We start from the raw sequence: 22203 nt of genomic DNA, 5'->3' as shown, positions 1-22203 counted from the left end.
TGCAAACGGGGAAAACATGGTTATCATGCGCCCCGTGTTGCGGAGAGGTGGCCGAGTGGCCGAAGGCGCTCCCCTGCTAAGGGAGTACACCTCAAAAGGGTGTCGGGGGTTCGAATCCCCCCTTCTCCGCCATTATTCAGTGTTATAGAGATGTCACTGGTTAGTTCGATAAGTTGTTGAAAGTTATCGAAAAATCAATTGACGAAGAGTTAGAGATCTCTATAATGCGCGCCCTACACGCACTCATAGCTCAGCTGGATAGAGTACCCGGCTACGAACCGGGCGGTCGGAGGTTCGAATCCTCCTGAGTGCGCCATATGGAAAATGGCTTGCAGTGATGCAAGTCATGTTTCTCTAACCAGCGGTGATCTGGTCTAAAAGCGCCATACGCACTCATAGCTCAGCTGGATAGAGTACCCGGCTACGAACCGGGCGGTCGGAGGTTCGAATCCTCCTGAGTGCGCCATAAAGCCAAAAGGCCCGCAGAGATGCGGGCCTTTTGCATTTCAGTGTTTCCCTTTTACGCAGCCAGCTTCGTCGAAGGTCACCTGGCGTCGGTTGCCGTCGTTGTCCTCGTAGTGGTAGCGGGTCTGGCCATCCTGGCTGGTGATCTTGTCCGGCGTGCCCAATGAGCTTTGCACATCGCTCTGGGTCATGCCGCTGCGTACTTGCTGGCGGATCATCGCGGTGCGTCGTTCGCTGCCGGTGACGCGATTGCCGCAGCCGTCCTGCTTGGTGCCGACCACGACCAGGTCGCTGGCCTGCTTGTCGTGTTTTCTTTCGCCTTTGCTGACCTTGGCCAGTGGCACGGCCTTGCCTTGCCCTGGGGTTGAGTTGTCGGCGCTCTGGAGTTGCTGGTCGGCTTCCGTTGGGCAGCCTTGCAGGGTGTAGGTGATGTGGCCGCCGGAATCCTCGCAGCGAAATACGGTTGAGGCGGTGGTGGCGGTGCTCAGGCAGAGCAGGGCAGCGCAAGAACCTGCGCAGATTGATCGCAGCATGGGTCGTCCTCCTTGACGGTTGCAGGCAAGCCTAGTCGGGCTTTTTCGTTGCGCCAGTGGTGCCTTGTGATGCAGTGCAAACGTCGGATAAGGCGCTCAAAGACTGCTTAAGTATTCAATGCAAGCGCTTGTTCTAGACGTGATTTTGGCGCGTAAAAAGTGGCTCCCGGTGTTATTATTAAGGGGTCAGCCCCGCCGGGGCTTGTGGAATACCACCATGGACTTACCCAGTAGTTACTCAACACCTCGATTGCCTGATCGCGTATTGACTGATTGATACCCCGTGGCGTGCTCTGCTGCTGGGGTGGAGCGCGCCATATGACTGAAGTAGAAGCCAAAAAGCCGCAAGAGAGCTTGCAGGATCGCCTTGCCCAGGTGGTCGATCTGCTGCACCGCCACAAGGTGGTGGAAAACCTGACCCATCGTCAGGAAGGGCAGCACCATGATCTGGTGGAAAACCTGGTTCATCGGCAGAACCTGGCCGAGCTGCAACGCAAGCTCGACGAACTGCACTCCGCCGACGTTGCGCACATCCTCGAAGCCCTTCCGCTCCACGATCGTCTGACTGTCTGGCAGTTGGTCAAGGCCGAGCGCGACGGCGATATCCTCCTCGAAGTATCCGATGCTGTCCGCGAGTCGCTGCTCGCGGACATGGATGATCACGAGATCCTCGCTGCGGCCAAGGAAATGGACGCGGACGAGCTGGCCGACCTTGCTGCCGAGCTGCCGCGCGATGTCGTGCTCGAACTGATGGAGTCGCTCGATGCGCAGCAGCGCGAGCGGGTGCGTTCGGCGCTGTCCTATGAAGAGGATCAGGTCGGTGCACTGATGGACTTCGAGATGGTGACCATCCGCGAGGATGTCAGTCTCGAGGTGGTGCTGCGCTATCTGCGGCGCCTCAAGGAGCTGCCGGGGCACACCGACAAGCTGTTCGTGGTCGATTATGACGGCATCCTCAAGGGCGTGCTGCCGATCAAGCGTTTGCTGGTCAACGATCCCGACAAGCAGGTCAGCGAGGTGATGGCCAGCGATCCGGTCAGCTTCCTGCCGGATGAGGATGCCTACGACGCGGCTCAGGCCTTCGAGCGCTACGACCTGGTTTCGGCGCCGGTGGTGGACAAGGGCGGCAAGCTGATCGGTCGTCTGACCATCGACGAGATGGTCGACCTGATCCGCGAGGAGAGCGAGACCGAAGTCCTCAACATGGCCGGTCTGCGCGAGGAAGAAGACATCTTCGCCTCGGTCTGGAAGTCCCTGGGCAACCGCTGGTCCTGGCTGGCGATCAACCTGATTACCGCCTTTATCGCTTCGCGGGTGATCGGCCTGTTCGAGGGTTCGATCGAGAAGTTGGTGGCGCTGGCGGCGCTGATGCCGATCGTGGCGGGTATCGGTGGCAACTCCGGCAACCAGACCATCACCATGATCGTGCGCGCCCTGGCGCTGGATCAGCTGAGTACCGGCAATACCTCGCGCCTGATGCGCAAGGAGCTCAGCGTGGCGCTGATCAATGGCGTGGTCTGGGGTGGGGTGATCGGTGTGGTCGCCTACCTGTTGTACGGCAGCTGGTCACTGGGCCTGGTGATGACCGGGGCGATGACGCTCAATCTGTTGCTGGCGGCCTTGATGGGGGTGCTGATCCCTATGACGCTGATTCGCCTGGGGCGCGACCCGGCCATGGGGGCCAGCGTGATGATCACGGCGATGACCGACAGCGGCGGTTTCTTCATTTTCCTCGGGCTGGCCACGCTGTTCCTGCTCTGAGGGCGACCCCGGCGCTGCCGGGGTAACGGGCACAAAAAAGCCGGCATCGAGCCGGCTTTTTCATGGGCGGTGGTCGGGCTCAGGCTTCTTCGCTGGCCATTTCCGCGTCGTGGGCGATCAGGGCAACCAAGGCGTTCTGCTGGCGGCGCGACAGTTGACGGAAGCGTTGCAGGAGCTCGCGCTCGTGCAGCGACAGCTCGGGGCTGTCCAAGCGCAGATCCAGCTCGTCGCCCAGAGAGTCTTCCTGAACCAGACTCTGCTCCAGGCGAGCGATGATTTCCGAGTTCATGCTGCGATGATGGTTGCGGGCCACGTCGGCGATGCGCTCGCGCATACCGTCGGGGAGGCGTACCACAAACTTGTCAGCCGTGCGGCTGGAATAGATTGCCTGTTTCATAGGGCGCATACATTAAACCGGTTAGTTCAGGAAAGCGATGCTGGCATTCAGCTATTGAATTGTCACTGCTTTGACCATGTTTGGCACTAGCCGTTCAGCTGGGATTAGCATCGGATGTTTAGTGGGTCGACTATTTGACGCCAATTGCGTGTCGGATTGTGGTTGGAATGCAGGCGCATTGCCAGCACCGGTTGTCCGAAATGAGTGCTATTAGGCAAAACGTTCGTTCCGGAAATGCTCGGAATGCTGATGCTAGAGCAGTCGGTGAGACCGGTGAGGAAGGCTGGAGTTCCCTGCCGGGTGCAAGCGGCGAACGGCATGACAAAAGGCGTGTTGCCCGTTAACATGCCGCCCGCTAGTCCCAGTAGCTCAATTGGATAGAGCATCCCCCTCCTAAGGGGAAGGTTGGTGGTTCGAACCCACTCTGGGACGCCATCTGCATCAACGGGCTGGTGTCTGCTGCGGCAGGCCTGATTGGCCCTCGGGCTTCCCCTCGTCTTCGTTCTCTCCCCGTTTCTCGACCCTTGCCCTGCGCGCGCACTGGCGCACATGCCGGCTGGGTTGGCTTTGCCTGGGCTACGGTGTCCAGTCCACCCCATGTTCTTCGAGGTAGGCGTCCACTGCGGCGCCTACCGCGGGCTGGGAAATATCGCTGCCAATTCGGCTCAGCACCTCCAGGCGCTGCAGCTTGTCCTTCACCGGATCCTTCATCTCGGCAAAGCGCAGCTCGGTACCGGCGGCGTCCAGTGCCTGTTGCAGTTCGATGAGCATGTCGGCCGAGGTGACGTCCACGCTGGTAACGGGTTCCGCGGCCGCCACGAGTCGACGCATCGTTGACGGGGATTTGGCGACGGCCTCCAGCACACACTGCTGGAACGGCTCGGCGTTGGCGAAGAACCGCGGCGCGTCCCAACGGAAGAGCGCCAGTCCGGGCACCAGGCGTGCATGCGGGTAGCGGCTGACGTCGTGGTAGCCGCGTACGCCGTCGACGCGGCCGAGCACGGCGTAGTGCGGGCGCCAGCTACCCCAGAGGAACTCGATCACGGCGATCGCCACGGGCAGGCCGATGCCGGGGTGGCGCCAAATACCGCCACGCCGGTGAAGCAGGCGATGGACAGCCAGAGCTCCCAGTGCTGGATGTGGTAGATGCGGCGCAGATACTTGAATTCGAATAGGCCAGTGTGGTGACGATCGCGGTAGTGGGGGCGCTGCTGATGTTCGCCATCATTGCGCTGGGTGGCTGAGCTGGAGGGGGGTATTTTGTTGGGCGCAGAAACGAAAAAACCGGCCAGTGGCCGGTTTTTTCTGTCACCTCTGAGGGTGATCGGGAATTTGGTCGGAGCGACTGGATTCGAACCAGCGACCTTCTCGTCCCGAACGAGACGCGCTACCAAGCTGCGCTACGCTCCGATGAATGGCGCGCATTCTACCGAAAAAGTTTTGCTGCACAAGGGGTTAGCGGAAAGTTTTTTTGCTCCGGGCAGCCGCCCCGGCATCCGTGCAGGAAACGGCCATGGCTGGGGGCTTAGAGTTCCTTGACGGTGATGACCTGATCCTTGTTGATTCGGGCGGGTTTGCCGTCGAGTTGCTCGAACTCGTAGAAACCGGAGTCGTTATCGAATTCCGGAGTGTCCACCGTCTGGATCTGACTGCCGTCGTTGAGGGTGATCACGCTGGGGGTGGAGCAACCGGTGAGGGCCGCCAGGCCGAAGGCGGCGACCAGTATCTGCAAGTTCCGTGGGCTCATGGGATCGTCTCCTTGTTGAAAGGGGTCTGCCCAGTTTCTGACGGAAAGTGCGCCGCAGAGTTCAGTCGCAGCGCTTCTGCACGGCTGCTGCCAGCAGTTGCGGCGTATTCAGGTTGGCCAGGCGCGGGTCGTCGGCCGGGCAGTCCAGGGCCTGGGCGCCAAGTGCCAACAGTGCCCGCCGCGGGCTGCGCTCGCCGGCCTGCCAGGCTTGCTGCAGAGGTGCCAGCAGGGTGCGTGGCAACAGGCAGAACAGCGGCTCCCACTGGCCGCCGCGGCGCACCAGCAGCGGCTGTCCGTCCCTGTGCGCCTGCTGGCGCATGGTCTGCAGCAGGGCGGCGTCGACGCACGGGGCATCGCAGGGCAGCACCAGCAGCCAGGCATGCCGGGCGGCGGCGAGGCCGGCGAGGATGCCGGCCAGGGGGCCGGGAAAGTCGTGCTCGGGGTCGGCCACCAACTGGTCGGCGTAGGCGCCGTAGCGTTCCTGGTTGCGGTTGCAGGAGATGATCAGGTCGTCCGTCAGCGGCCGGGTCAGCTGGTGCAGATGGGCGATCAGTGGCTGCCCTTGCCAGGCCAGCAGGCCCTTGTCCTGACCACCCATGCGCTGCCCGCGGCCGCCGGCCAGGAGCAGGATGGAGCAGGGCGGGAACGGGGTGGGGGCGGTCATGACGGCGCTCTGGCTGGGGGCCTGTGATATAACACCGGCCTGTTTTCGCCACAACCGGATCACGCCATGAGCCACAAGGCCGAGGCGGCTTTCGTGCCGCTGAACATTGCCGTTCTCACCGTCAGCGATACCCGCAGCCTGGACACCGATACCTCTGGCCAGCTGTTCGTCGACCGTCTTACTGCCGCTGGCCACCACCTGGCTGCGCGGGTGCTGCTCAAGGACGACCTGTACCGCATCCGCGCCCAGGTCGCCGCCTGGATCGCCGAAGATCAGGTGCAGGTGGTGCTGATCACCGGCGGCACCGGCTTCACCGGCCGCGACAGCACGCCCGAGGCGGTGCGCTGCCTGCTGGACAAACAGGTGGATGGCTTCGGCGAGCTGTTCCGGCAGATTTCCGTGGCCGACATCGGTACCTCCACCATCCAGTCGCGCGCCCTGGCCGGCCTCGCCAACGGCACCCTGGTGTGCTGTCTGCCGGGCTCCACCAACGCCTGCCGCACCGCTTGGGATGGCATCCTCGCCGAGCAGCTGGACAACCGTCACCGCCCCTGCAACTTCGTTCCGCACCTGAAACAGGCAGCCCCCTGCGAGAGCCGCGGATGAGCCTGCTGCCGGTCGAGGCGGCTCTCGAGCGTCTGCTGCAGCTGGCCGAACAGGCGCCGATCCGTGAACTCGAACTGCTGCCGCTGGCAGCGGCCGATGGCCGGGTGCTGGCGACCGAGCTGGTGGCCGGGCTCGATCTGCCGCCGTGGCCGAACAGCGCCATGGATGGTTATGCCCTGAACCTGGCCGACTGGACGGGCGAGCCGCTGCCGGTGAGCCAGCGCATCCTCGCTGGCCAGGCCCCGGCGCCCCTGCGGGCGGGCAGCTGTGCGCGGATCTTCACCGGCGCGCCGCTGCCGGCTGGGGCCGATACGGTGGAGATGCAGGAGAACGTCGAGCTGCTCACCGATGGCCGGGTACGTTTCAACGAGCCTCTACGCGCCGGTCAGAACGTCCGCCCGCAGGGCCAGGAAACCCGCATGGGCGAGGTCGTGCTGCCCGCCGGCACGCGCCTCGGGCCGGTGCAGCTGGGGCTGGCCGCTTCGCTGGGTTGCGCCTTGCTGCCGCTGCGGCGGCGGCCGCGGGTGGCCGTGCTGTCCACCGGCGACGAGCTGGTCGAGCCGGGTCAGGCGCTGGGCGCCGGGCAGATCTTCAACAGCAACCGCAGCCTGCTCTGTGCCTGGCTGCAGCGCCTGGGCTGCGAGGTGCTGGATGCCGGCATCCTCGCCGACGACCCGCAGCGCACCCGTGAGGCGCTGGCCGGACTGGGCCAGGCCGATCTGATCCTGTCCACCGGCGGCGTCTCGGTGGGCGAGGCGGACTGCCTGGGCCAGGTGCTGCGCGAGGAGGGCGAGCTGGCCCTGTGGAAGCTGGCGATCAAACCGGGCAAACCGCTGACCTGCGGCCATTATCGCGGCGTGCCGGTGCTCGGCCTGCCGGGTAATCCGGCCTCGACCCTGGTGACCTTCGGCCTGCTGGCGCGGCCGTACCTGCTGCGCCGTCTCGGCGTGGCGGATGTCGCGCCGCTGAGCGTCGAGGTGCCGGCCGGTTTCGCCTGGCCCCGTGCGGGGCAGCGCCGCGAGTACCTGCGTGCACGGCTGGAGAACGGTCGCGCGGAGCTCTATCCGAACCAGAGTTCCGGGGTACTGCGCAGCGCCGCCTGGGCCGATGGCCTGGTGGAAGTGCTGGAAGGGCGAACCTACGCACCAGGCGATGCGCTGCGCTTTATCCCGCTCAGCGAGCTGCTCGCGTAGGGCGGATGAGATCCGCGGGTTGCACCCGCCCTACAGTGCGTTGCCCTTGTGCTGCTCGCGGAACTCCCCGGGCGTCATGCCGGTGCAGGCCTTGAAGCTGCGGTGGAACGAGCGCGACTCGGTGAAGCCGAGGTAGCAGGCGATATCCTGGATCGCCAGGTCGCTGCGCAGCAGGTAGTGCTCGGCCAGCTCCTGGCGCAGCTGGTCGAGGATTTCCTGGTAGCTGGTACCGGCCTGCTGCAAGTGGCGCTGCAGGGTGCGCACCGTCATGTTGAATTTCTCCGCGACCCGCTCCTTGCGCGGCAGGCCGTCCTTGAGCAGCAGGCGCAGGGCGTTCTTGACCCGTAGCGGCAGCGGTTCATCGCTGTCCAGGCCGGCCATCATGGTCAGCGCGTGTTCTTCCAGGGTGCGCAGCAGGTTGGCATCGGCCTGGCGCAGCGGGATGCCCAGGTAGGCCAGCGGCACCAGCAGGGTGTTGCTCGGCTGGGCGAAGCGCACCGGGCAGCCGAACACCGCCTGGTAGTCCTCCTGAGTGGTGCCGGCCGGCTGGGCATGCTCGAACCACACCTCATCCGGCGACTTGTCCATGTCGGCGATCCAGCGAGCGTAGAGCAGCCAGGAGGCGAGGACGTTTTCCACCATGTGGCGGCGGATTTCCGGGCTGTCGTGGCGGCAGTCCCAGCTCAGGTGCACCTGGCTGCCGACCTGTTCCATGCGGCTGGTGCCCATGTCACCGACCAGTTTCTCGTACGGCACGATGCGGCTCATGGCTTCGCCCAGGGTGGCGCAGTTCATGGTGATGTAGCCGAGCACGCTCCATGAACCGGGCTGCACGAAACTGGCGGAGTGCAGGCCGAACAGCGGGTCGCCGCTGGCGCTGACCAGGTGGCTCAGCAGGCGCTCATGCTCTTCGCTGGGGATGCGTTTGCCGTTGTCGCTCAGGGTCTCGCGCTGCAGGCCGGCGGCGGCCAGGGCGGCCGCGCAGTCGAGGTCGAGCTGCTCGGCGTAGCGCAGGTACTTGAGCAGGGCGGGAACCGAGGTGTAGCCGAGGTTGTGCATCGTTTTTGTTGTTCTGCTTGGCTTGATTGGCGACAGCCACTGTCCTGATCCGACAGTGACCGGGCAGGGCGGCTGGCTAGTATAGGCAGCCATTGATGACGACCGGAATAGGCGGGGAATTGCGCATGCGACGTTGGAACGGATGGGGTGACGAGGCCACTGTGGTGGAGCTGCCGGCCCATGGCGGGGCCTTCCTCGCCGGGCGGGTAGGTGCCGGTCAGGTTCTGCCTGACGCGACCCTGGCCGAGGTGCTGGCGCAGGTGCCGGCCTCGCGCCTGCCGGCCAGCCACCCGCTGGTCAGCACCGACGCCGAGGTGCGCGTGCGCCATGCCCGCGGGCAGAGCCTGCCGGACTGGCTGGCCATGCGCTCCGGCGATTTCGGCCAGTTCCCCGATGGCGTGGCCCAGCCGGAGAGTGCAGCGCAGATCCGCGAGCTGCTGGCCTGGGCGCAGCAGCACAACCTGGTGCTGATTCCCTACGGTGGCGGCACCTCGGTGGCCGGGCACATCAACCCGCAGGCTGGCGCGCGGCCGGTGCTGACCCTGTCGCTGGAGCGCATGAGCCGCTTGCTGGAGCTGGACGAGGAAAGCCAGATCGCCACCTTCGGCCCCGGCGCCAACGGCCCGCAGGTGGAAGCTCAGCTGCGCGCGCGCGGCTACACCCTCGGCCACTTCCCGCAGTCCTGGGAACTGTCGACCCTCGGTGGCTGGGTGGCCAGCCGTTCCAGCGGCCAGCAGTCGCTGCGCTATGGGCGCATCGAGCAGCTGTTTGCTGGCGGCACCGTGGAGACCTTTGCCGGCACCCTGGAGCTGCCGACCTTCCCGGCCTCGGCGGCCGGCCCGGATCTGCGCGAGCTGATCCTTGGTTCGGAAGGGCGCTTCGGGGTGATTTCCGAGGTCAAGGTGCGGGTCAGCAAACTGGCCGAGCAGGAGCGCTTCTACGCGGTGTTCCTGCCCAGCTGGCAGCAGGCCCTGGCCGGCATTCGCGCCCTGGTGCAGGCGCGCATCCCGCTGTCGATGCTGCGCCTGTCCAATGCCATCGAGACTGAAACCCAGCTGGCCCTGGCCGGCCATCCCGAGCAGATCGCCCTGCTGGAGAAATACCTGGCCCTGCGCGGCGCGCGCGGCGGCAAGTGCATGCTGACTTTCGGCGTTACCGGCAACCGCAAGCAGAACGCGCTGTCGGTGAAGCAGGCCAAGCAGTTGCTCAAAGGTTTTGGCGGGGTGTTCACCGGCACCCTGCTGGGCAACAAGTGGGCGGAAAACCGTTTCCGCTTCCCCTATCTGCGCCATGGCCTGTGGGCCGCCGGCTATGCGGTGGATACCCTGGAGACGGCCACCGACTGGAACAACGTCGACCACCTGCTGAACCAGGTCGAGGCCAGCCTGCGCGACGGCCTGGCCGCGGAGGGCGAGCGCGTGCACGTGTTCACCCACCTGTCGCATGTCTACGGCCAGGGTTCGAGCATCTACACCACCTACGTATTCCGCCCCGGCGCCAGCTATGCCGAGACCTTGGCACGCTGGGGCAAGCTCAAGCACGCCGCCAGCCAGACCATCGCCAGCAACCGCGGCACCATCAGCCACCAGCACGGCGTAGGGCGCGACCACGCGCCCTACCTGGCGGCGGAGAAGGGCGAGCTGGGCATCGCCGCGCTCAAGAGCATGGCGCAGCACTTCGACCCCGAAAGCCGTTTGGCCCCCGGTGTGCTGCTGGAAGACTGAGATGAACTGGAACGCGCAATGGCGCGAGCAGGCGCTGCCCGAGCTGGCGGCGCGCGACTGGGATCTGATCGTCGTCGGCGGCGGCATCAGCGGTGCCGGCATCCTGCGCGAGGCAGCGCGGCGTGGCTGGCGTTGCCTGCTGCTGGAGCAGCGCGACTTCGCCTGGGGTACTTCCAGTCGCTCGTCGAAGATGGTGCACGGCGGCCTGCGCTATATCGCCAAGGGCCAGCTGGGCCTGACCCGCGACTCGGTGCGCGAGCGCCAGCGTCTGCTGGCCGAGGCGCCGGGCCTGGTCGAGCCGCTACCCTTCCTGTTTCCGCACTATCGCGGGCGCTTCCCCGGGCCGCGGGTGTTCGGCGGCCTGCTCGCCGTGTACGACGCCCTGGCCGGGCGGCGCAACCACCTGTACTACCCGCTGCAACAGCTGCGCTACCTGATGCCGGGCATCGGCGAGAACGGCCTGGATGGCGCCACCGGCTTTGCCGATGCGGTCACCGACGACGCCCGCCTGGTCATGCGCGTGCTCGGCGAGGCGCGTGCCGACGGCGGCGAGGCGCTCAACGGCCTGCGCGTGGTCGAGCTGCTGCGCGACAACGGCCGGGTCTGCGGCCTGCTCGCCGAGGATAGCGAGACTGGCCGGCGCTTCACCTTGCGCACCCGCGCCGTGGCCCAGGCCACCGGCGCCTGGGCCGACGAGCTGCGCCAGCGCGACGGCTGCGAGCATATCCGCCCGCTGCGCGGCAGCCATCTGCTGCTGCCTCACTGGCGGCTGCCGGTGGCCCAGGCGCTGAGCTTCATGCATCCGGCGGACGGGCGTCCGGTGTTCGTCTTCCCCTGGGAAGGGGCGACGGTGATCGGCACCACCGACCTCGATCACCACGACGGCCTGGGCGAGGAGGCGCGGATCAGTCCGGAGGAGGTCGCCTACCTGTTGGCCGCCTGTGCCAGCCAGTTCCCCGAGGCGGCCATCGAGCGCGCCGACGTGCTGTCGACCTGGGCCGGCGTGCGCCCGGTGGTCAGCAGTGGCGACGACAGCGCCAAGCCCTCCGACGAGAAGCGCGAGCATGTCCTGTGGCTCGAGCCCGGCTGCGTGACCCTGGCCGGTGGCAAGCTGACTACCTTCCGCCTGCTGGCCCTGGAAGTGCTGCGGGCCTGCGCCGGCTTCGTCGGCAAGGCGGTGGATGATCAGGGCCAGGCAGTGTTTCGCGCACCGCCGGCACTGCTGGCCGAGCTCGGCCCGGCCCTGCGCCAGCGCCTGGCAGGCCGGCATGGCGCCAAGCTGGCACGCCTGGCCGAGCTGGTTGGCGAGCTGGGCAGTGCGCGCATCGGCGCCAGCGACACCCTGTGGGCCGAGCTGGCGCTGGCCTGCGAGGACGAGCTGGTGTTGCACCTCGACGACCTGCTGCTGCGCCGCACCCGCATCGGCCTGCTGCTGGCGGCCGGGGCCGCGGCCGAACTGCCGCGCATCCGCGCCCTGTGCCAGGCGCGCCTGGGCTGGAGCGATGCGCGGTGGGACGCCGAGCAGCAACGCTACCTGGTGCTGTGGCAGCGCTGCTACAGCCTGCCGGCGCTGATATAACAAGAACAATGGAGTGCTCGCCTTGAGCGAACAAAGCTATCTGCTGGCCATCGACAACGGCACCCAGAGCGTGCGCGCCCTGCTGTTCGACCTGCAGGGCAACCTGCTGGGCAAGGGCAAGGTCGAGTTGCAGCCCTATTTTTCCAGCCAGCCGGGCTGGGCCGAGCAGGATCCCGAGTACTACTGGCGCAGCCTCGGCGAGGCTTGCGCCAAGCTGTGGGCCAGCGTCGATATCGACCGCAGCCTGATCAAGGGGGTGTCGCTGACCACCCAGCGCGGCTCGCTGATCACCGTGGACGAGCAGGGCACGCCGCTGCGCCCGGCCATCCTCTGGCTCGACCAGCGCCGCAGTGAGGTCGCCGGGCGGATCAAGGGGCCCTGGGGCTGGCTGTTCAAACTGATCGGCGAAGAGGCGACGGTGGATTACTTCCGCGCCCAGGCCGAGGTCAACTGGATCGCCCAGCACGAGCCGGAAATTTGGGCGCGCAGCCACAAGCTGCTGATGCTCTCCGGCTTTCTCACCCACCGCCTGACCGGGCGCTTTGCCGACTCGGTGGGCAGTTGCGTGGCCTACCTGCCGTTCGACTACAAGCGCCTGAAGTGGGCCGCGCCCAGCGACTGGAAATGGCAGGCCATGCCGGTGCGCCCGCAGCAACTGCCGGAGCTGGTCAAGCCGGGCGAGCTGATTGCCACCATCAGCGCCGCCGCCAGCCGCCACACCGGCATTCCCGAGGGCCTGCCGCTGATCGCTGCCGCTTCGGACAAGGCCTGCGAGGTAATCGGCGCCGGCGGCGTGGAGCCGAGCACGGCCTGCCTGTCCTATGGCACCACGGCGACCATCAACACCACCCGCGCTACCTACCTGGAAACCATTCCGCTGATCCCGCCGTACCCGGCGGCGATTCCCGACCACTACAACACCGAGGTCATGATTTTCCGCGGCTTCTGGATGGTCAGCTGGTTCAAGGAGCAGTTCGGCCACGCCGAGCGCCAGCGCGCCCTGGAACTGGGCGTGGAGGCGGAAACCCTGTTCGACGAGCTGGTCAGCCAGGTGCCGCCCGGCTCCATGGGCCTGATGCTGCAGCCGTTCTGGTCGCCGGGCATCCGCGAGCCGGGGCTGGAGGCCAAGGGCTCGATCATCGGCTTCGGCGACGTGCACACCCGCGCGCACCTGTACCGGGCCATCCTCGAAGGCCTGGCCTACGCCCTGCGCCAGGGCCGCGAGCGCATCGAGAAGCGCTCGGGCACGCCGATCACCCGCCTGCGCGTGTCCGGAGGCGGTTCGCAGAGCGATGCGGCGATGCAGCTGACCGCCGATATCTTTGGCCTGCCGGCCGAGCGCCCGCATGTCTATGAGGCCTCCGGCCTGGGCGCGGCCATTGATTGCGCGGTGGGCCTGGGCCTGTACCCGGACTTCCCCAGCGCGATTACGGCTATGACCCGCGTCGGCAAGGTGTTCCAGCCCAACCCCGCGGCGCAGCGCGTCTACGAGCGGCTGTACCGCGAGGTCTACCTGCGCATGTACAAGCAGCTCAAGCCGCTGTACGGCAGCATTCGCGAGATCACCGGCTACCCGGCCTGACGGCGGCACTTTCTCGTGGGCGTCGGGGTCTGCTGTACTCGGACGCAGACTGAAGAAAGGAGCAGGCGGTGAGCAAACTCCGGGCATTGCTGATCCTGCATGGCAAGCAGGCGCAGAACGACGAAGTGCGTGCCGCCGTGCAGGCGCTGCGCGAGGCCGGCTGGGAGCTGGCGGTACGCCTGACCTGGGAGGCCGGCGACGGCGCGCGCCTGGTCGACGAGGCGCTGGCGGCCGGCTACCCGACCCTGATCGCCGGTGGCGGCGACGGTACCCTGCGCGAAGTGGCCGAGGCTCTGGCCCTGGCTGGTGGGGCGGCCAGCCTGGCGCTGCTGCCGCTGGGTACCGCCAACGACTTCGCCCGGGCCGCCGGGGTACCACTGGCGCCGCTCGAGGCGCTGGCGCTGCTCGAACAGCCGGCGCGACCGATCGACCTCGGCGAGGTCGGCGGGCGTTTGTTCCTCAACATGGCCACCGGCGGCTTCGGCTCGAAGGTGACGGCCAATACGTCGGAAGAACTTAAGAAACTGCTCGGTGGCGCCGCCTATCTGCTTACCGGGCTGACCCGTTTTTCCGAGGTGCACTCGGCCTTCGGGCGTTTTCGCGGGCCGGATTTCGCCTGGGAAGGCGAGTTTCTCGCCCTGGGCATCGGTAATGGCCGGCAGGCCGGCGGCGGTCACGTGCTGTGCCCGCAGGCACGCATCGACGATGGTCTGCTGGATATCTGCATAGTACCGGCGCCGCAGGATCTGGTTGGCACCCTGGGTACCCTGCTGTCGGGCGGCATTCTCGGCCTCGAAAGCGTGTCCTTGAGCGCGCGCCTGCCCTGGCTGGAAGTGACGGCGGGCGAGGGCCTGGACATCAACCTCGATGGCGAGCCGCTGGAAAGCCGCCAGCTGCGCTTTACCGCCCGTCCGGCGGCGCTGCGCCTGCATCTGCCGGGCGACTCCGCGCTGCTCGGCTGAGGGCGCGGGCTGGTGCAGGTTGTACAGCTGCGGCATGATGGCTAGCGGCCATCCCTGTATTTTCCGGGTGGCTGGCCGATATAGCGGCTGCCGCTGGGCTAGACTCGAAACAGACAACAGGAGCGTATGATGGCCGGCATTCTCGATACAGTGGATCAACGCACCCAACTGGTGGGCGAGAACCGCCTGGAAATCCTCATGTTCCGTCTGGCGGGCCGGCAGCTGTTCGCGATCAACGTGTTCAAGGTGCAGGAAGTTTTGCAGCTGCCCAAGCTGACTCTGATGCCGCACCGCCATCCCTATGTCTGCGGGGTGGTCAACCTGCGCGGCCAGACCCTGCCGGTGATCGACCTGTCCCAGGCCATCGGCATGCGCCCGATCACCCCCAGCGCCAACAGCACCATCATCGTCACCGAGTACAACCGCTCGGTACAGGCCTTCCTGGTTGGCGGGGTGGATCGCATCCTCAACCTCAACTGGGAGTCCATCCTGCCGCCGCCGGGCGGGGCGGGGCGCCAGCACTACCTGACGGCGATCACCAAGGTCGACGACCAGATCGTCGAGATCATCGACGTGGAGAAGGTGCTGGCGGAAATCGCGCCGATGAGCACCAAGGTGTCCGACGAGAAACTGGCCGATCCGCTGCTGGCCAAGGCGGTGGGCCGCGAGGTGCTGCTGGTGGACGACTCCAGCGTGGCCCTCAATCAGCTGCGCGAGACCCTGTCGCAGCTGGGCATCCGCACCCATAGCGCCAGCGATGGCCTCAAGGGGCTGCAGCAGTTGAAGAAGTGGGCCGACAGCGGCGAGGTGATGACCGACAAGCTGCTGATGATCTTCACCGATGCGGAAATGCCGGAGATGGATGGCTACCGGCTGACCACCGAGATTCGCAATGACCCGCGCCTGAAGGATCTCTACGTGGTGCTGCACACCTCGCTGTCAGGCAGTTTCAACGAAGCCATGGTGAAGAAGGTCGGCTGCGACAACTTCCTCTCCAAGTTCCAGCCGGACAAGCTGGTCGATGTTATCCGTCAGCGCCTGGAGCTCGACGAGCAATAGTTGTCCACACCGTCAGGCTTGAGCTGACGGCGCTTGCCCCGTATAACCGGTGCTTCTGCCTCAAGGACGCCGGTCATGCAACTCTCCGCTCTCTATCGTTATCCGCTCAAGTCCGGTCAGTACGAGAGTCTGACCCAGGCCCGCGTCGAGGCTCTCGGCCTGGCGGGTGACCGTCGCTGGATGCTGGTGGAAGAGGCCAGCGGGCGCTTCCTGACCCAGCGTCTGCTGCCGCAGATGGGCCGCATCAGTGCCCGCTACAACGCCGCCGGCGGCCTGACCCTCAGCGCCCCCGGGCGCGACAGCCTGGAGGTGGCGCTGCCGCAGCCGGACAGCGAGCTGCGCGGCGTCACGGTATGGAGCGACAGCCTGCGCGTACCGGATGCCGGCGATGCCGCGGCCGAATGGCTGAGCGCCTTTATCGGCCGTGCCTGCCGCCTGGTACAGGTGCCGGAAAGCCGCGCACGGCAGGTCGACACCGGCTATGCCCAGGCGGGCGACAAGGTGGCCTTCGCCGATGGTTTTCCGCTGCTGCTGATCGGCCAGGCCTCGCTGGACGATCTGTCGGCCCGGGTCGGCCGGCCGCTGGAGATGCTGCGCTTTCGTCCCAACCTGGTGATCGAGGGGGCTGCGCCCTACGCCGAGGACAGCTGGAAGCGCATCCGCATCGGCGGCCTGGAGTTCGAGGTGGCCAAGGGCTGCAGTCGCTGCATCCTCACCACCCTTGACCCGCATACCGGCGAGCGCAATGCCGACCGCGAGCCGCTGACCACCCTGAAGACCTACCGCCAGCGCGACGGCGAGGTGTACTTCGGCCAGAACCTGTTGCCGCGTGGCTATGGTGAGCTGCAGCTGGGCATGCCGGTGGAAGTGCTGGAGTAGGCCGGTTGTGGAAACGAAAAGGGCGCCCATGGGCGCCCTTTGCATATGTTTCAGAACCTGTTCATGGGCTTTCGAGCTAGAGAAAAACCAGGCGGAAGGAGCTGAGGAAGCGGAGTTGACTAATGGTCAATGAGCATGACTCGCTTCGCTCACCCCTCCGGGGCCGCCCTGAAGGGCGTTGGCCGTAAGCGGCCTCCGAAGCTGATTCCAACGCAGTTTTTCCGACGCGCAGCTGCTCATGGGCAGGTTCTCACTGGTCGTCGAAGAAGCGTTCGTGCCAGTCCACCAAGGGCTGCGGCGAGTTGAGCTTCTGCCCGTAGATCACCGCGTAGGACAGCACGTTCTGCACGTACTGGCGGGTCTCGTCGAACGGAATGTTTTCCACCCACACGTCGAAGGCCAGGTGATCGGCGCCTTTCAGCCACTGGCGCACGCGGCCGGGGCCGGCGTTGTAGGCGGCCGAGGCGAGCACGCGGTTGCCGTTGAACTGGGCATGCACCTGGCTCAGGTAGGCGGCGCCGAGCTGGATGTTCTTCTCCGGCACCAGCGCCTGCTGCGGGTTGGCCAGGGCAATGCCGAACTTCTGCGCGGTGTGCTTGGCGGTGGCCGGCATCAGCTGCATCAGGCCCATGGCGCCGACCGGCGAGCGGGCGTCGGCCATGAAGGCGCTTTCCTGGCGGGTGATGGCGAACACCCAGCTCGAATGCAGGCCGCGAGCCTTGGCCTGGCTGGTCAGGCTGGCCTTGTAGGCCATCGGGAAGCGGATATCCAGATCGTCCCAGTACTTGGCCTGGCTGATGGTGCGGATGGCCGGGAAGTACCACTGCTTGTCGTAGGCCAGCTTGGCCTGGGCCACCAGCTCGTCGCGGCTGAACAGGCGGCTGACGTGGTACCACTCGCGGCGGCCGTCGACTATCTGTCCGCGATCATGGAACTCCAGGGCACGGCGGATACCGGCAGTATTGCGTACCTTCTGCACCAGCTTGGGGTCGAGGGCCAGCGGCTTGTTGTTGAGGCTGTAGGGCGCCTCGATCCGGTCGGCGGCGAGGAAACCATAGAAATCGCGCTCCTTGGCCAGAGCCTGGTACAGACCCTTGGCCTGTGGGTTCTGCGGCTGGGCCAGCTGCAGGCTGCGCGCCTGCCAGTAGCGCCAGCGGCTGGTGCCGGCCAGTTCGGCCGGCAGGCGGCTGGTCAGCTGATAGGCCTCGTCCCAGCGGCCGTGACGCAGCAGCAGGCGCGCGCGCCATTCGGACACGGTGTTGTCACGCAGTTCCGGGTCGTACTGGGCCATGACCTGCAGGGCGCGGATGTCGAACTTCTTGGCCAGGGTCAGGCCGATCTCGCGGGCGATGGCGACCTTCTCTTCCTTGGAGAAGGACATCTTGCCGGCGTAACCGTCGAGCAGTTCCAGGGCCTTGTCCGGATCCTGGCGTGCCAGGCGGCGCAGGCCGAGGCCGACCACGTCGGCCATGGCGCGATCGGCCGGGCTGAAGCGGGCGGTCTGCTTGAGCAGTTGCGGGTTCTGCGCCACGTCGAGCAGCAGTTGGCCCTGGCGGGCGAGGTTCGGCAGGCCCTTGACCAGGTAGCTGGCCAGGCCGTAGTTGCGCGCTTCTGCCGCCAGTTTGGCGCGCTTCCAGCGACGCTCCTCGGTCAGCTGGCCGTTGGCGCGCCACAGGTCGAACAGCACGTCGCAGGCTTCCGGCTGGGATTTGCCGACCAGCCAGAGCTTTTCGGCTGTGGCGTTGCCTTCGGTCTTCATGCCGTGCTTGAGCTGGTACTGGCCGTACAGGCAGTCCAGTTCGGTGAAGTTGAGCTTGGGGTCGTAATGGTTGACGAAGGTCTGCCATTCGCCGCGCTCGGCCAGCCAGCGCAGCCAGCGCAGTTTCATCCAGCCGGCCTGGGGCAGGTCGCCATGCTCGGTGAGGAAGGCCTCGATCTCCTCGTTGCTGGCCCATTTCAGCCGGGCGGTCAGCTCGTCATAGGCCAGGTAGGGTTCCAGCGGGTAGTCGTGCAGGGCGCTGGCATAGCGCTGATACGGCCCCTTGTCGCCTTGCGCCAGGGCACGCTTGGCTTCGTCGTACATTTGTCGTTGCTGGGCGAGGGAGGCGGCTTCTGCGCTGGCGAGGCCGAACGTGCAGGCGAGCAGGGAGGAAAGCAGGCAGATCAGAGGGCGGCGCATGACACTTCCGGGCAGGGAAAACGAAGCGGTGCCGGTCGTCGCCTGGCACCTGATGCGCCTAGCTTAGCCTTTTGCGCGGGGGCGGCGGAAGCGCGAGGGCGCAGGCGTGATCGGTGATGCATAAATGCCAGCATCGCCGGCCGGCAAGTCGGTTAGAATGCGCGCCCGGTTTTAGAAGGTGGTTGTCATGTCTTTGCTCAAGTTCGCCGATGTTTCCCTGGCCTTCGGCGCCATGCCGCTGCTGGACAAGGTGTCCTGGCAGATCGCCCGTGGTGAGCGGGTGTGCATCATCGGGCGCAACGGCACAGGCAAATCGAGCATGCTGCGCCTGGTAAAAGGTGATCAGCAGGCCGACGACGGCGAAATCTGGCGTGCTCCGGGGCTGAAGATCGGCGAGTTGCCGCAGGAACTGCCGCGTGCCGACGAGCGGACGGTATTCGATGTGGTGGCCGAGGGCCTGGCCGGGGTCGGCGAACTGCTGGCCCGCTATCACCACCTGAGCCAGAACATCCATAGCGACGAAGACCTCAACCAGCTCATGCATGTGCAGCAGGAGCTGGAGGCGAAGGATGGCTGGCGCCTGCAGCAGCTGGTCGACAGCACCCTGAGCCGCCTGCAGCTGCCGGCCGACAAGACCCTGGCCGAGCTTTCCGGCGGCTGGCGCCGCCGCGTACTGCTGGCCCAGGCGCTGGTTTCCGAGCCGGATCTGCTGCTGCTCGACGAACCGACCAACCACCTCGACATCGGCGCCATCGCCTGGCTGGAAGAGGCGCTCAAGGATTACAACGGCGCGGTGCTGTTCATCACCCACGACCGTTCCTTCCTGCAGAACCTGGCCACCCGCATCCTCGAGCTGGATCGCGGCGGGCTGATCGACTGGAACGGCGACTACGCCAGCTTCCTCGTGCATAAAGAGCAGCAGCTGGCGGCGGAAGAAACCGCCAACGCCCTGTTCGACAAGCGCCTGGCCCAGGAAGAAGTGTGGATTCGCCAGGGCATCAAGGCCCGCCGTACCCGCAACGAAGGCCGCGTGCGCGCGCTCAAGGCGATGCGCCAGGAGCGCAGCGAGCGGCGTGAACGCCAAGGCAAGGCAACCATTCAGCTGGAAACCGCGGACAAGTCGGGCAAGCAGGTGATGGTGGTGGAAAACGTCACCTTCGCCCATGCCGGCGGGGCGCCGCTGGTGCGCGATTTCTCCTTCGTCCTGCAGCGTTCCGACCGTATCGGCCTGCTCGGCGCCAACGGTACCGGCAAGACCACGCTGCTCAAGCTGCTGCTCGGTGATTTGCAGCCGACCAGCGGCAAGGTGGAGGTGGGTACCAAGCTGGAAGTGGCGTATTTCGACCAATTACGTCACCAGCTCGAGCCGGAAAAGACCGTGATCGACAACGTCGCCGAGGGGCGCGACTTCATCACCATCGATGGCCAGAACCGCCATGTGCTTAGCTATCTGGGCGACTTCCTGTTCAGTCCGCAGCGCGCGCGCACCCCGGTCAAGGCGCTCTCTGGTGGCGAACGGGCACGCCTGTTGCTGGCGAAGCTGTTCAGCAAGCCGGCCAACCTGCTGGTGTTGGACGAACCGACCAACGATCTGGATGTGGAAACCCTCGAATTGCTCGAAGAGGTGCTGCTCAACTTCCCGGGTACCGTGCTGATGGTCAGTCACGACCGGGCCTTCCTCGACAACGTGGTGACCAGCACCCTGGTGTTCGAGGGCGAGGGACGCGTGCGAGAGTACGTCGGTGGTTACCAGGACTGGCTGCGCCAGGGCGGTTCGCCGCGCTTGCTGGGGGTTGGCGAAAGCAAATCGGGCAAGGCCGAACTCAGTGCAGTGGCACCCGCTGCACCGGTAGTCGAGCCTGTGGCAGAGGCGGCGCCGGCCGCCAACAAGAAGAAGCTCAGCTACAAGCTGCAGCGTGAGCTGGAGGCTATTCCCGGGCAGATCGATGCCCTCGAAACCCAGCTGGCAGAGTTGCAGACGCAGATCGCCGATCCGGCGTTCTACCAGCAGCCGGCGGCTACCACCGCGGCCGTGCTGGCGCGTATGCAGGGCCTGCAAGAAGAACTGGACCAGCTCTTGGAGCGCTGGGCCGAACTGGAAGCTTGAGGAGCCTGTCGGAGACATGCATGGCGATTGAGTACCGCATCACCCTGGATGACAACCACCAATTCAGCTACAGGATCGAGCTGGATCGGCAGTATGACGCCCAGGAGGCCGAGGCGACGCCGAAGTGGACGCGTCTGGAACACCATCAGTGCAGCAATTGCCCGCTGAAGAAAGACGAATTCAGCCGCTGCCCGGCGGCGGTCGACCTGCACCGGGTGATCGAGGATTTCCACGGTCTGCCGGCCATCAAGAAGGCCCAGGTGTGGGTGCGCACCCCGGAGCGCGAGTACAACAAGCAGGTCGGTCTGGAAGAAGGGCTGCGTTCGCTGCTCGGGGTGATCATGGCCACCAGCGCCTGCCCGGTGCTGGGCAAGCTCAAGCCGATGGCGCAGAACCATCTGCCGTTCGCCAGCAGCCAGGAGTTCATCCTGCGCACCATTTCCCTGTACCTGGCCCGGCAGTACTTCAATTACCGCGAGGGGCGCCGTCCGGACTGGGATCTGAAGGGGCTGGTCAAGCAGTTCCAGCAGCTGCAGCTGGTCAACCAGGCCTTCTGGCAGCGGATTCACGACACCTGCGAAGGTGATTCCAACCTCAAGGCCTTCCTCACCTTCTTCTCCATGTCGTCGAGCATGACGGTCTCTCTGGAGACCCAGCTGCAGAAGATCCGGCCGCTGATAATGAGCGCCGGGGAAAGCGGCGAGTAGGAGGCCTACTCTTTCGCCGGTTTCTTCAGGCGCACGGCCAGGACGTCGCAGGGGGCACCATGCAGGACGTCATTGGCCGTCGAGCCCAGCAACAGGGCCAAGCCGTGGCGGCCATGGCTGCCGACCACGATCAGGTCGCAGCCCTGGGTCTCGGCCAGGCGGTGGATTTCCTGGCGCGGCTGGCCGTAGACCAGATGACGGTGGTCGTCGGCCAGTTGCGAGTAACCGCCGGCAAAGCTCTGCAGGCGCTCGCGGGCCTGGTCGAACTGCTGTTGCTGCAGGGTCGACAGATCCATCGGCACGTCGCCGCCGAAGGCCATCGCCATCGGCTCGACGATATGCACCAGAGAAGCCTGGGCGCCGCTGCTGCTGGCGATCTCCAGGGCACGTTGGACGACGGGATGGCACTCGTCGGTCAGGTCGACAGCGATCAGAATGTGCTGGTAGGGCATGGGGAACTCCTCGGTCTGCGATCTTTCCATTGATTATGGCTGCCTTGCCGTATAGCACAGGCGCTTCCTGCGGGGTGTTACAGGTATGACCGGGTGGATCGTGGTATTGCTCATCGCTGTAGCCTTGAGCCCGCTGGTCTGGCTGCGCCCCTCGCGGCGGCAGAGCGGGCAGATGGCCCAGCGCCTGGCCGCGCGGCGCATGGGCCTGGCCATGCAGTTGAGCCAGCAGGAGTGGCCGCACTGGCTGGAAGTGGAGCCGCCGCCGAGCTGCGCCCAATACCACAGGCCGCGGCGGCCGGGGCGCAGCGATGTCTGGAGTTATTGGCAGACGGCGCCGGGGCAGTGGCTCAACCAGTGGCGTGAGCCCTGCGCGGATACGGCCTTGCTGGAGCGCTTGAGCACGCTGCCGGCGGATGTCTACAAGGTCGAGGCCAGCCAGCAGATGTTGGCCCTGTACTGGGGCGAGCGCGGCGGTGAAGAAGCGCTGCAGCGGGTCGCGGAGGTGCTCGCCGCGGTTGCCTGACAAACCCGTTGCAGAGCCCTGAGCC

The 22203-nt window shown here is 65.9% G+C and carries 19 protein-coding genes, 5 tRNA genes and 1 pseudogene; 16 read left to right on the top strand and 9 right to left on the bottom strand.

The window, feature by feature from the left end:
• Positions 1-41: 41 nt before the first annotated feature.
• The 3 genes from A9179_RS14375 (at position 42) to A9179_RS14365 (ending at position 466) form a co-directional block, all read left to right on the top strand.
• Positions 42-132 (top strand) — tRNA-Ser (locus tag A9179_RS14375).
• Positions 133-239: 107 nt separating this feature from the next.
• Positions 240-316 (top strand) — tRNA-Arg (locus A9179_RS14370).
• Between the two features lie 73 nt (positions 317-389).
• Positions 390-466, top strand: a tRNA-Arg gene (locus A9179_RS14365).
• Positions 467-506: 40 nt separating this feature from the next.
• On the opposite strand, the gene A9179_RS14360 is transcribed toward A9179_RS14365, so the two are convergent.
• Entirely contained in the window at positions 507-998 is a 492-nt protein-coding gene (locus A9179_RS14360) for a DUF4124 domain-containing protein (RefSeq protein WP_187806899.1), read from the bottom strand.
• 318 nt (positions 999-1316) lie between these two features.
• On the opposite strand from A9179_RS14360, the gene mgtE reads away from it, so the two are divergent.
• A complete protein-coding gene (gene mgtE / locus A9179_RS14355; RefSeq protein WP_187806898.1) occupies positions 1317-2759 on the top strand; it encodes a magnesium transporter in 1443 nt (480 codons plus the stop codon).
• Between the two features lie 79 nt (positions 2760-2838).
• Here mgtE and A9179_RS14350 read toward each other — a convergent pair whose 3' ends face one another.
• Positions 2839-3165, bottom strand: a complete 327-nt coding sequence (locus A9179_RS14350; RefSeq protein ID WP_187806897.1) for an Arc family DNA-binding protein — start codon at positions 3163-3165, stop codon at positions 2839-2841.
• Positions 3166-3514: 349 nt separating this feature from the next.
• Here A9179_RS14350 and A9179_RS14345 point away from each other — a divergent pair.
• Positions 3515-3591, top strand: a tRNA-Arg gene (locus tag A9179_RS14345).
• 141 nt (positions 3592-3732) lie between these two features.
• Here the strand turns inward: A9179_RS14345 and A9179_RS14340 are convergent.
• From A9179_RS14340 to mobA, 4 genes and pseudogenes are all read right to left on the bottom strand, one after another.
• A pseudogene (locus A9179_RS14340) lies at positions 3733-4334 on the bottom strand (STAS domain-containing protein); the annotation flags it as partial.
• A gap of 155 nt (positions 4335-4489) precedes the next feature.
• Positions 4490-4566 (bottom strand) — tRNA-Pro (locus tag A9179_RS14335).
• Positions 4567-4681: 115 nt separating this feature from the next.
• Positions 4682-4903 (bottom strand): YgdI/YgdR family lipoprotein, encoded by a 222-nt coding sequence (locus A9179_RS14330; RefSeq protein WP_187806896.1) that lies wholly within the window; start codon positions 4901-4903, stop codon positions 4682-4684.
• A 61-nt stretch (positions 4904-4964) separates the two neighbouring features.
• Positions 4965-5567, bottom strand: coding sequence for a molybdenum cofactor guanylyltransferase MobA (mobA, locus tag A9179_RS14325; protein WP_187806895.1), 603 nt, complete (start codon positions 5565-5567; stop codon positions 4965-4967).
• Positions 5568-5633: 66 nt separating this feature from the next.
• Between mobA and moaB the strand changes: the two genes are divergently transcribed.
• On the top strand, positions 5634-6173 hold the full coding sequence (moaB, locus tag A9179_RS14320) for a molybdenum cofactor biosynthesis protein B (protein WP_187806894.1): 540 nt from the start codon (positions 5634-5636) through the stop codon (positions 6171-6173).
• Positions 6170-7366, top strand: coding sequence for a molybdopterin molybdotransferase MoeA (locus A9179_RS14315; protein ID WP_187806893.1), 1197 nt, complete (start codon positions 6170-6172; stop codon positions 7364-7366). Before moaB ends, A9179_RS14315 begins: the two co-directional genes overlap by 4 nt.
• A gap of 30 nt (positions 7367-7396) precedes the next feature.
• Here the strand turns inward: A9179_RS14315 and gliR are convergent, their stop codons facing one another.
• Positions 7397-8425: an AraC family transcriptional regulator GliR gene (gliR, locus tag A9179_RS14310; RefSeq protein WP_187806892.1), complete on the bottom strand. Its 1029-nt coding sequence runs from the start codon at positions 8423-8425 to the stop codon at positions 7397-7399.
• Positions 8426-8550: 125 nt separating this feature from the next.
• Between gliR and A9179_RS14305 the strand changes: the two genes are divergently transcribed.
• The 6 genes from A9179_RS14305 (at position 8551) to A9179_RS14280 (ending at position 16210) form a co-directional block, all read left to right on the top strand.
• Positions 8551-10149 (top strand): FAD-binding oxidoreductase, encoded by a 1599-nt coding sequence (locus tag A9179_RS14305; protein ID WP_187806891.1) that lies wholly within the window; start codon positions 8551-8553, stop codon positions 10147-10149.
• A gap of 1 nt (position 10150) precedes the next feature.
• Entirely contained in the window at positions 10151-11728 is a 1578-nt protein-coding gene (locus A9179_RS14300) for a glycerol-3-phosphate dehydrogenase/oxidase (protein ID WP_187806890.1), read from the top strand.
• Positions 11729-11750: 22 nt separating this feature from the next.
• Positions 11751-13310, top strand: coding sequence for an FGGY-family carbohydrate kinase (locus A9179_RS14295; RefSeq protein WP_187806889.1), 1560 nt, complete (start codon positions 11751-11753; stop codon positions 13308-13310).
• 68 nt (positions 13311-13378) lie between these two features.
• Entirely contained in the window at positions 13379-14272 is an 894-nt protein-coding gene (gene yegS, locus A9179_RS14290; RefSeq protein ID WP_187806888.1) for a lipid kinase YegS, read from the top strand.
• Positions 14273-14401: 129 nt separating this feature from the next.
• Positions 14402-15331 carry a chemotaxis protein CheV gene (locus A9179_RS14285; RefSeq protein ID WP_187806887.1) on the top strand — a complete coding sequence of 310 codons (930 nt, stop codon included), beginning with the start codon at positions 14402-14404 and terminating at the stop codon, positions 15329-15331.
• 75 nt (positions 15332-15406) lie between these two features.
• Positions 15407-16210, top strand: a complete 804-nt coding sequence (locus A9179_RS14280) for an MOSC domain-containing protein (RefSeq protein ID WP_187806886.1) — start codon at positions 15407-15409, stop codon at positions 16208-16210.
• Positions 16211-16460: 250 nt separating this feature from the next.
• Here A9179_RS14280 and A9179_RS14275 read toward each other — a convergent pair whose 3' ends face one another.
• Complete coding sequence (locus A9179_RS14275) at positions 16461-18389, bottom strand: transglycosylase SLT domain-containing protein (protein WP_187806885.1); 1929 nt, start codon at positions 18387-18389, stop codon at positions 16461-16463.
• 187 nt (positions 18390-18576) lie between these two features.
• Between A9179_RS14275 and A9179_RS14270 the strand changes: the two genes are divergently transcribed.
• A complete protein-coding gene (locus A9179_RS14270; protein ID WP_187806884.1) occupies positions 18577-20496 on the top strand; it encodes an ATP-binding cassette domain-containing protein in 1920 nt (639 codons plus the stop codon).
• 20 nt (positions 20497-20516) lie between these two features.
• Positions 20517-21203, top strand: a complete 687-nt coding sequence (locus A9179_RS14265) for a DUF6901 family protein (RefSeq protein ID WP_187806883.1) — start codon at positions 20517-20519, stop codon at positions 21201-21203.
• A gap of 5 nt (positions 21204-21208) precedes the next feature.
• Here the strand turns inward: A9179_RS14265 and A9179_RS14260 are convergent, their stop codons facing one another.
• Entirely contained in the window at positions 21209-21655 is a 447-nt protein-coding gene (locus tag A9179_RS14260; protein WP_187806882.1) for a universal stress protein, read from the bottom strand.
• Positions 21656-21740: 85 nt separating this feature from the next.
• On the opposite strand from A9179_RS14260, the gene A9179_RS14255 reads away from it, so the two are divergent.
• Positions 21741-22178: a hypothetical protein gene (locus A9179_RS14255; RefSeq protein WP_187806881.1), complete on the top strand. Its 438-nt coding sequence runs from the start codon at positions 21741-21743 to the stop codon at positions 22176-22178.
• The last annotated feature ends 25 nt before the right edge of the window (positions 22179-22203 follow it).

This window comes from Pseudomonas alcaligenes (genome assembly GCF_014490745.1).
Classification (GTDB): Bacteria; Pseudomonadota; Gammaproteobacteria; order Pseudomonadales; family Pseudomonadaceae; genus Aquipseudomonas; species Aquipseudomonas alcaligenes_C.
The sequence above is the reverse complement of the archived record's forward strand: the minus strand, read 5'-3'. Positions and strand labels throughout refer to the sequence as shown.

Excerpts from the sequence above, each read along its gene's own strand:
- mgtE (WP_187806898.1), top strand. The coding sequence starts at position 1,317 with ATGACTGAAGTAGAAGCCAAAAAGCCGCAAGAGAGCTTGCAGGATCGC.
- A9179_RS14260 (WP_187806882.1), bottom strand. The coding sequence starts at position 21,655 with ATGCCCTACCAGCACATTCTGATCGCTGTCGACCTGACCGACGAGTGC.
- A9179_RS14330 (WP_187806896.1), bottom strand. The coding sequence starts at position 4,903 with ATGAGCCCACGGAACTTGCAGATACTGGTCGCCGCCTTCGGCCTGGCG.
- moaB (WP_187806894.1), top strand. The coding sequence starts at position 5,634 with ATGAGCCACAAGGCCGAGGCGGCTTTCGTGCCGCTGAACATTGCCGTT.
- gliR (WP_187806892.1), bottom strand. The coding sequence starts at position 8,425 with ATGCACAACCTCGGCTACACCTCGGTTCCCGCCCTGCTCAAGTACCTG.
- A9179_RS14265 (WP_187806883.1), top strand. The coding sequence starts at position 20,517 with ATGGCGATTGAGTACCGCATCACCCTGGATGACAACCACCAATTCAGC.
- A9179_RS14255 (WP_187806881.1), top strand. The coding sequence starts at position 21,741 with ATGACCGGGTGGATCGTGGTATTGCTCATCGCTGTAGCCTTGAGCCCG.
- A9179_RS14305 (WP_187806891.1), top strand. The coding sequence starts at position 8,551 with ATGCGACGTTGGAACGGATGGGGTGACGAGGCCACTGTGGTGGAGCTG.
- A9179_RS14280 (WP_187806886.1), top strand. The coding sequence starts at position 15,407 with ATGCAACTCTCCGCTCTCTATCGTTATCCGCTCAAGTCCGGTCAGTAC.
- A9179_RS14270 (WP_187806884.1), top strand. The coding sequence starts at position 18,577 with ATGTCTTTGCTCAAGTTCGCCGATGTTTCCCTGGCCTTCGGCGCCATG.
- A9179_RS14300 (WP_187806890.1), top strand. The coding sequence starts at position 10,151 with ATGAACTGGAACGCGCAATGGCGCGAGCAGGCGCTGCCCGAGCTGGCG.
- A9179_RS14360 (WP_187806899.1), bottom strand. The coding sequence starts at position 998 with ATGCTGCGATCAATCTGCGCAGGTTCTTGCGCTGCCCTGCTCTGCCTG.
- A9179_RS14350 (WP_187806897.1), bottom strand. The coding sequence starts at position 3,165 with ATGCGCCCTATGAAACAGGCAATCTATTCCAGCCGCACGGCTGACAAG.
- A9179_RS14285 (WP_187806887.1), top strand. The coding sequence starts at position 14,402 with ATGGCCGGCATTCTCGATACAGTGGATCAACGCACCCAACTGGTGGGC.
- A9179_RS14315 (WP_187806893.1), top strand. The coding sequence starts at position 6,170 with ATGAGCCTGCTGCCGGTCGAGGCGGCTCTCGAGCGTCTGCTGCAGCTG.
- A9179_RS14275 (WP_187806885.1), bottom strand. The coding sequence starts at position 18,389 with ATGCGCCGCCCTCTGATCTGCCTGCTTTCCTCCCTGCTCGCCTGCACG.
- mobA (WP_187806895.1), bottom strand. The coding sequence starts at position 5,567 with ATGACCGCCCCCACCCCGTTCCCGCCCTGCTCCATCCTGCTCCTGGCC.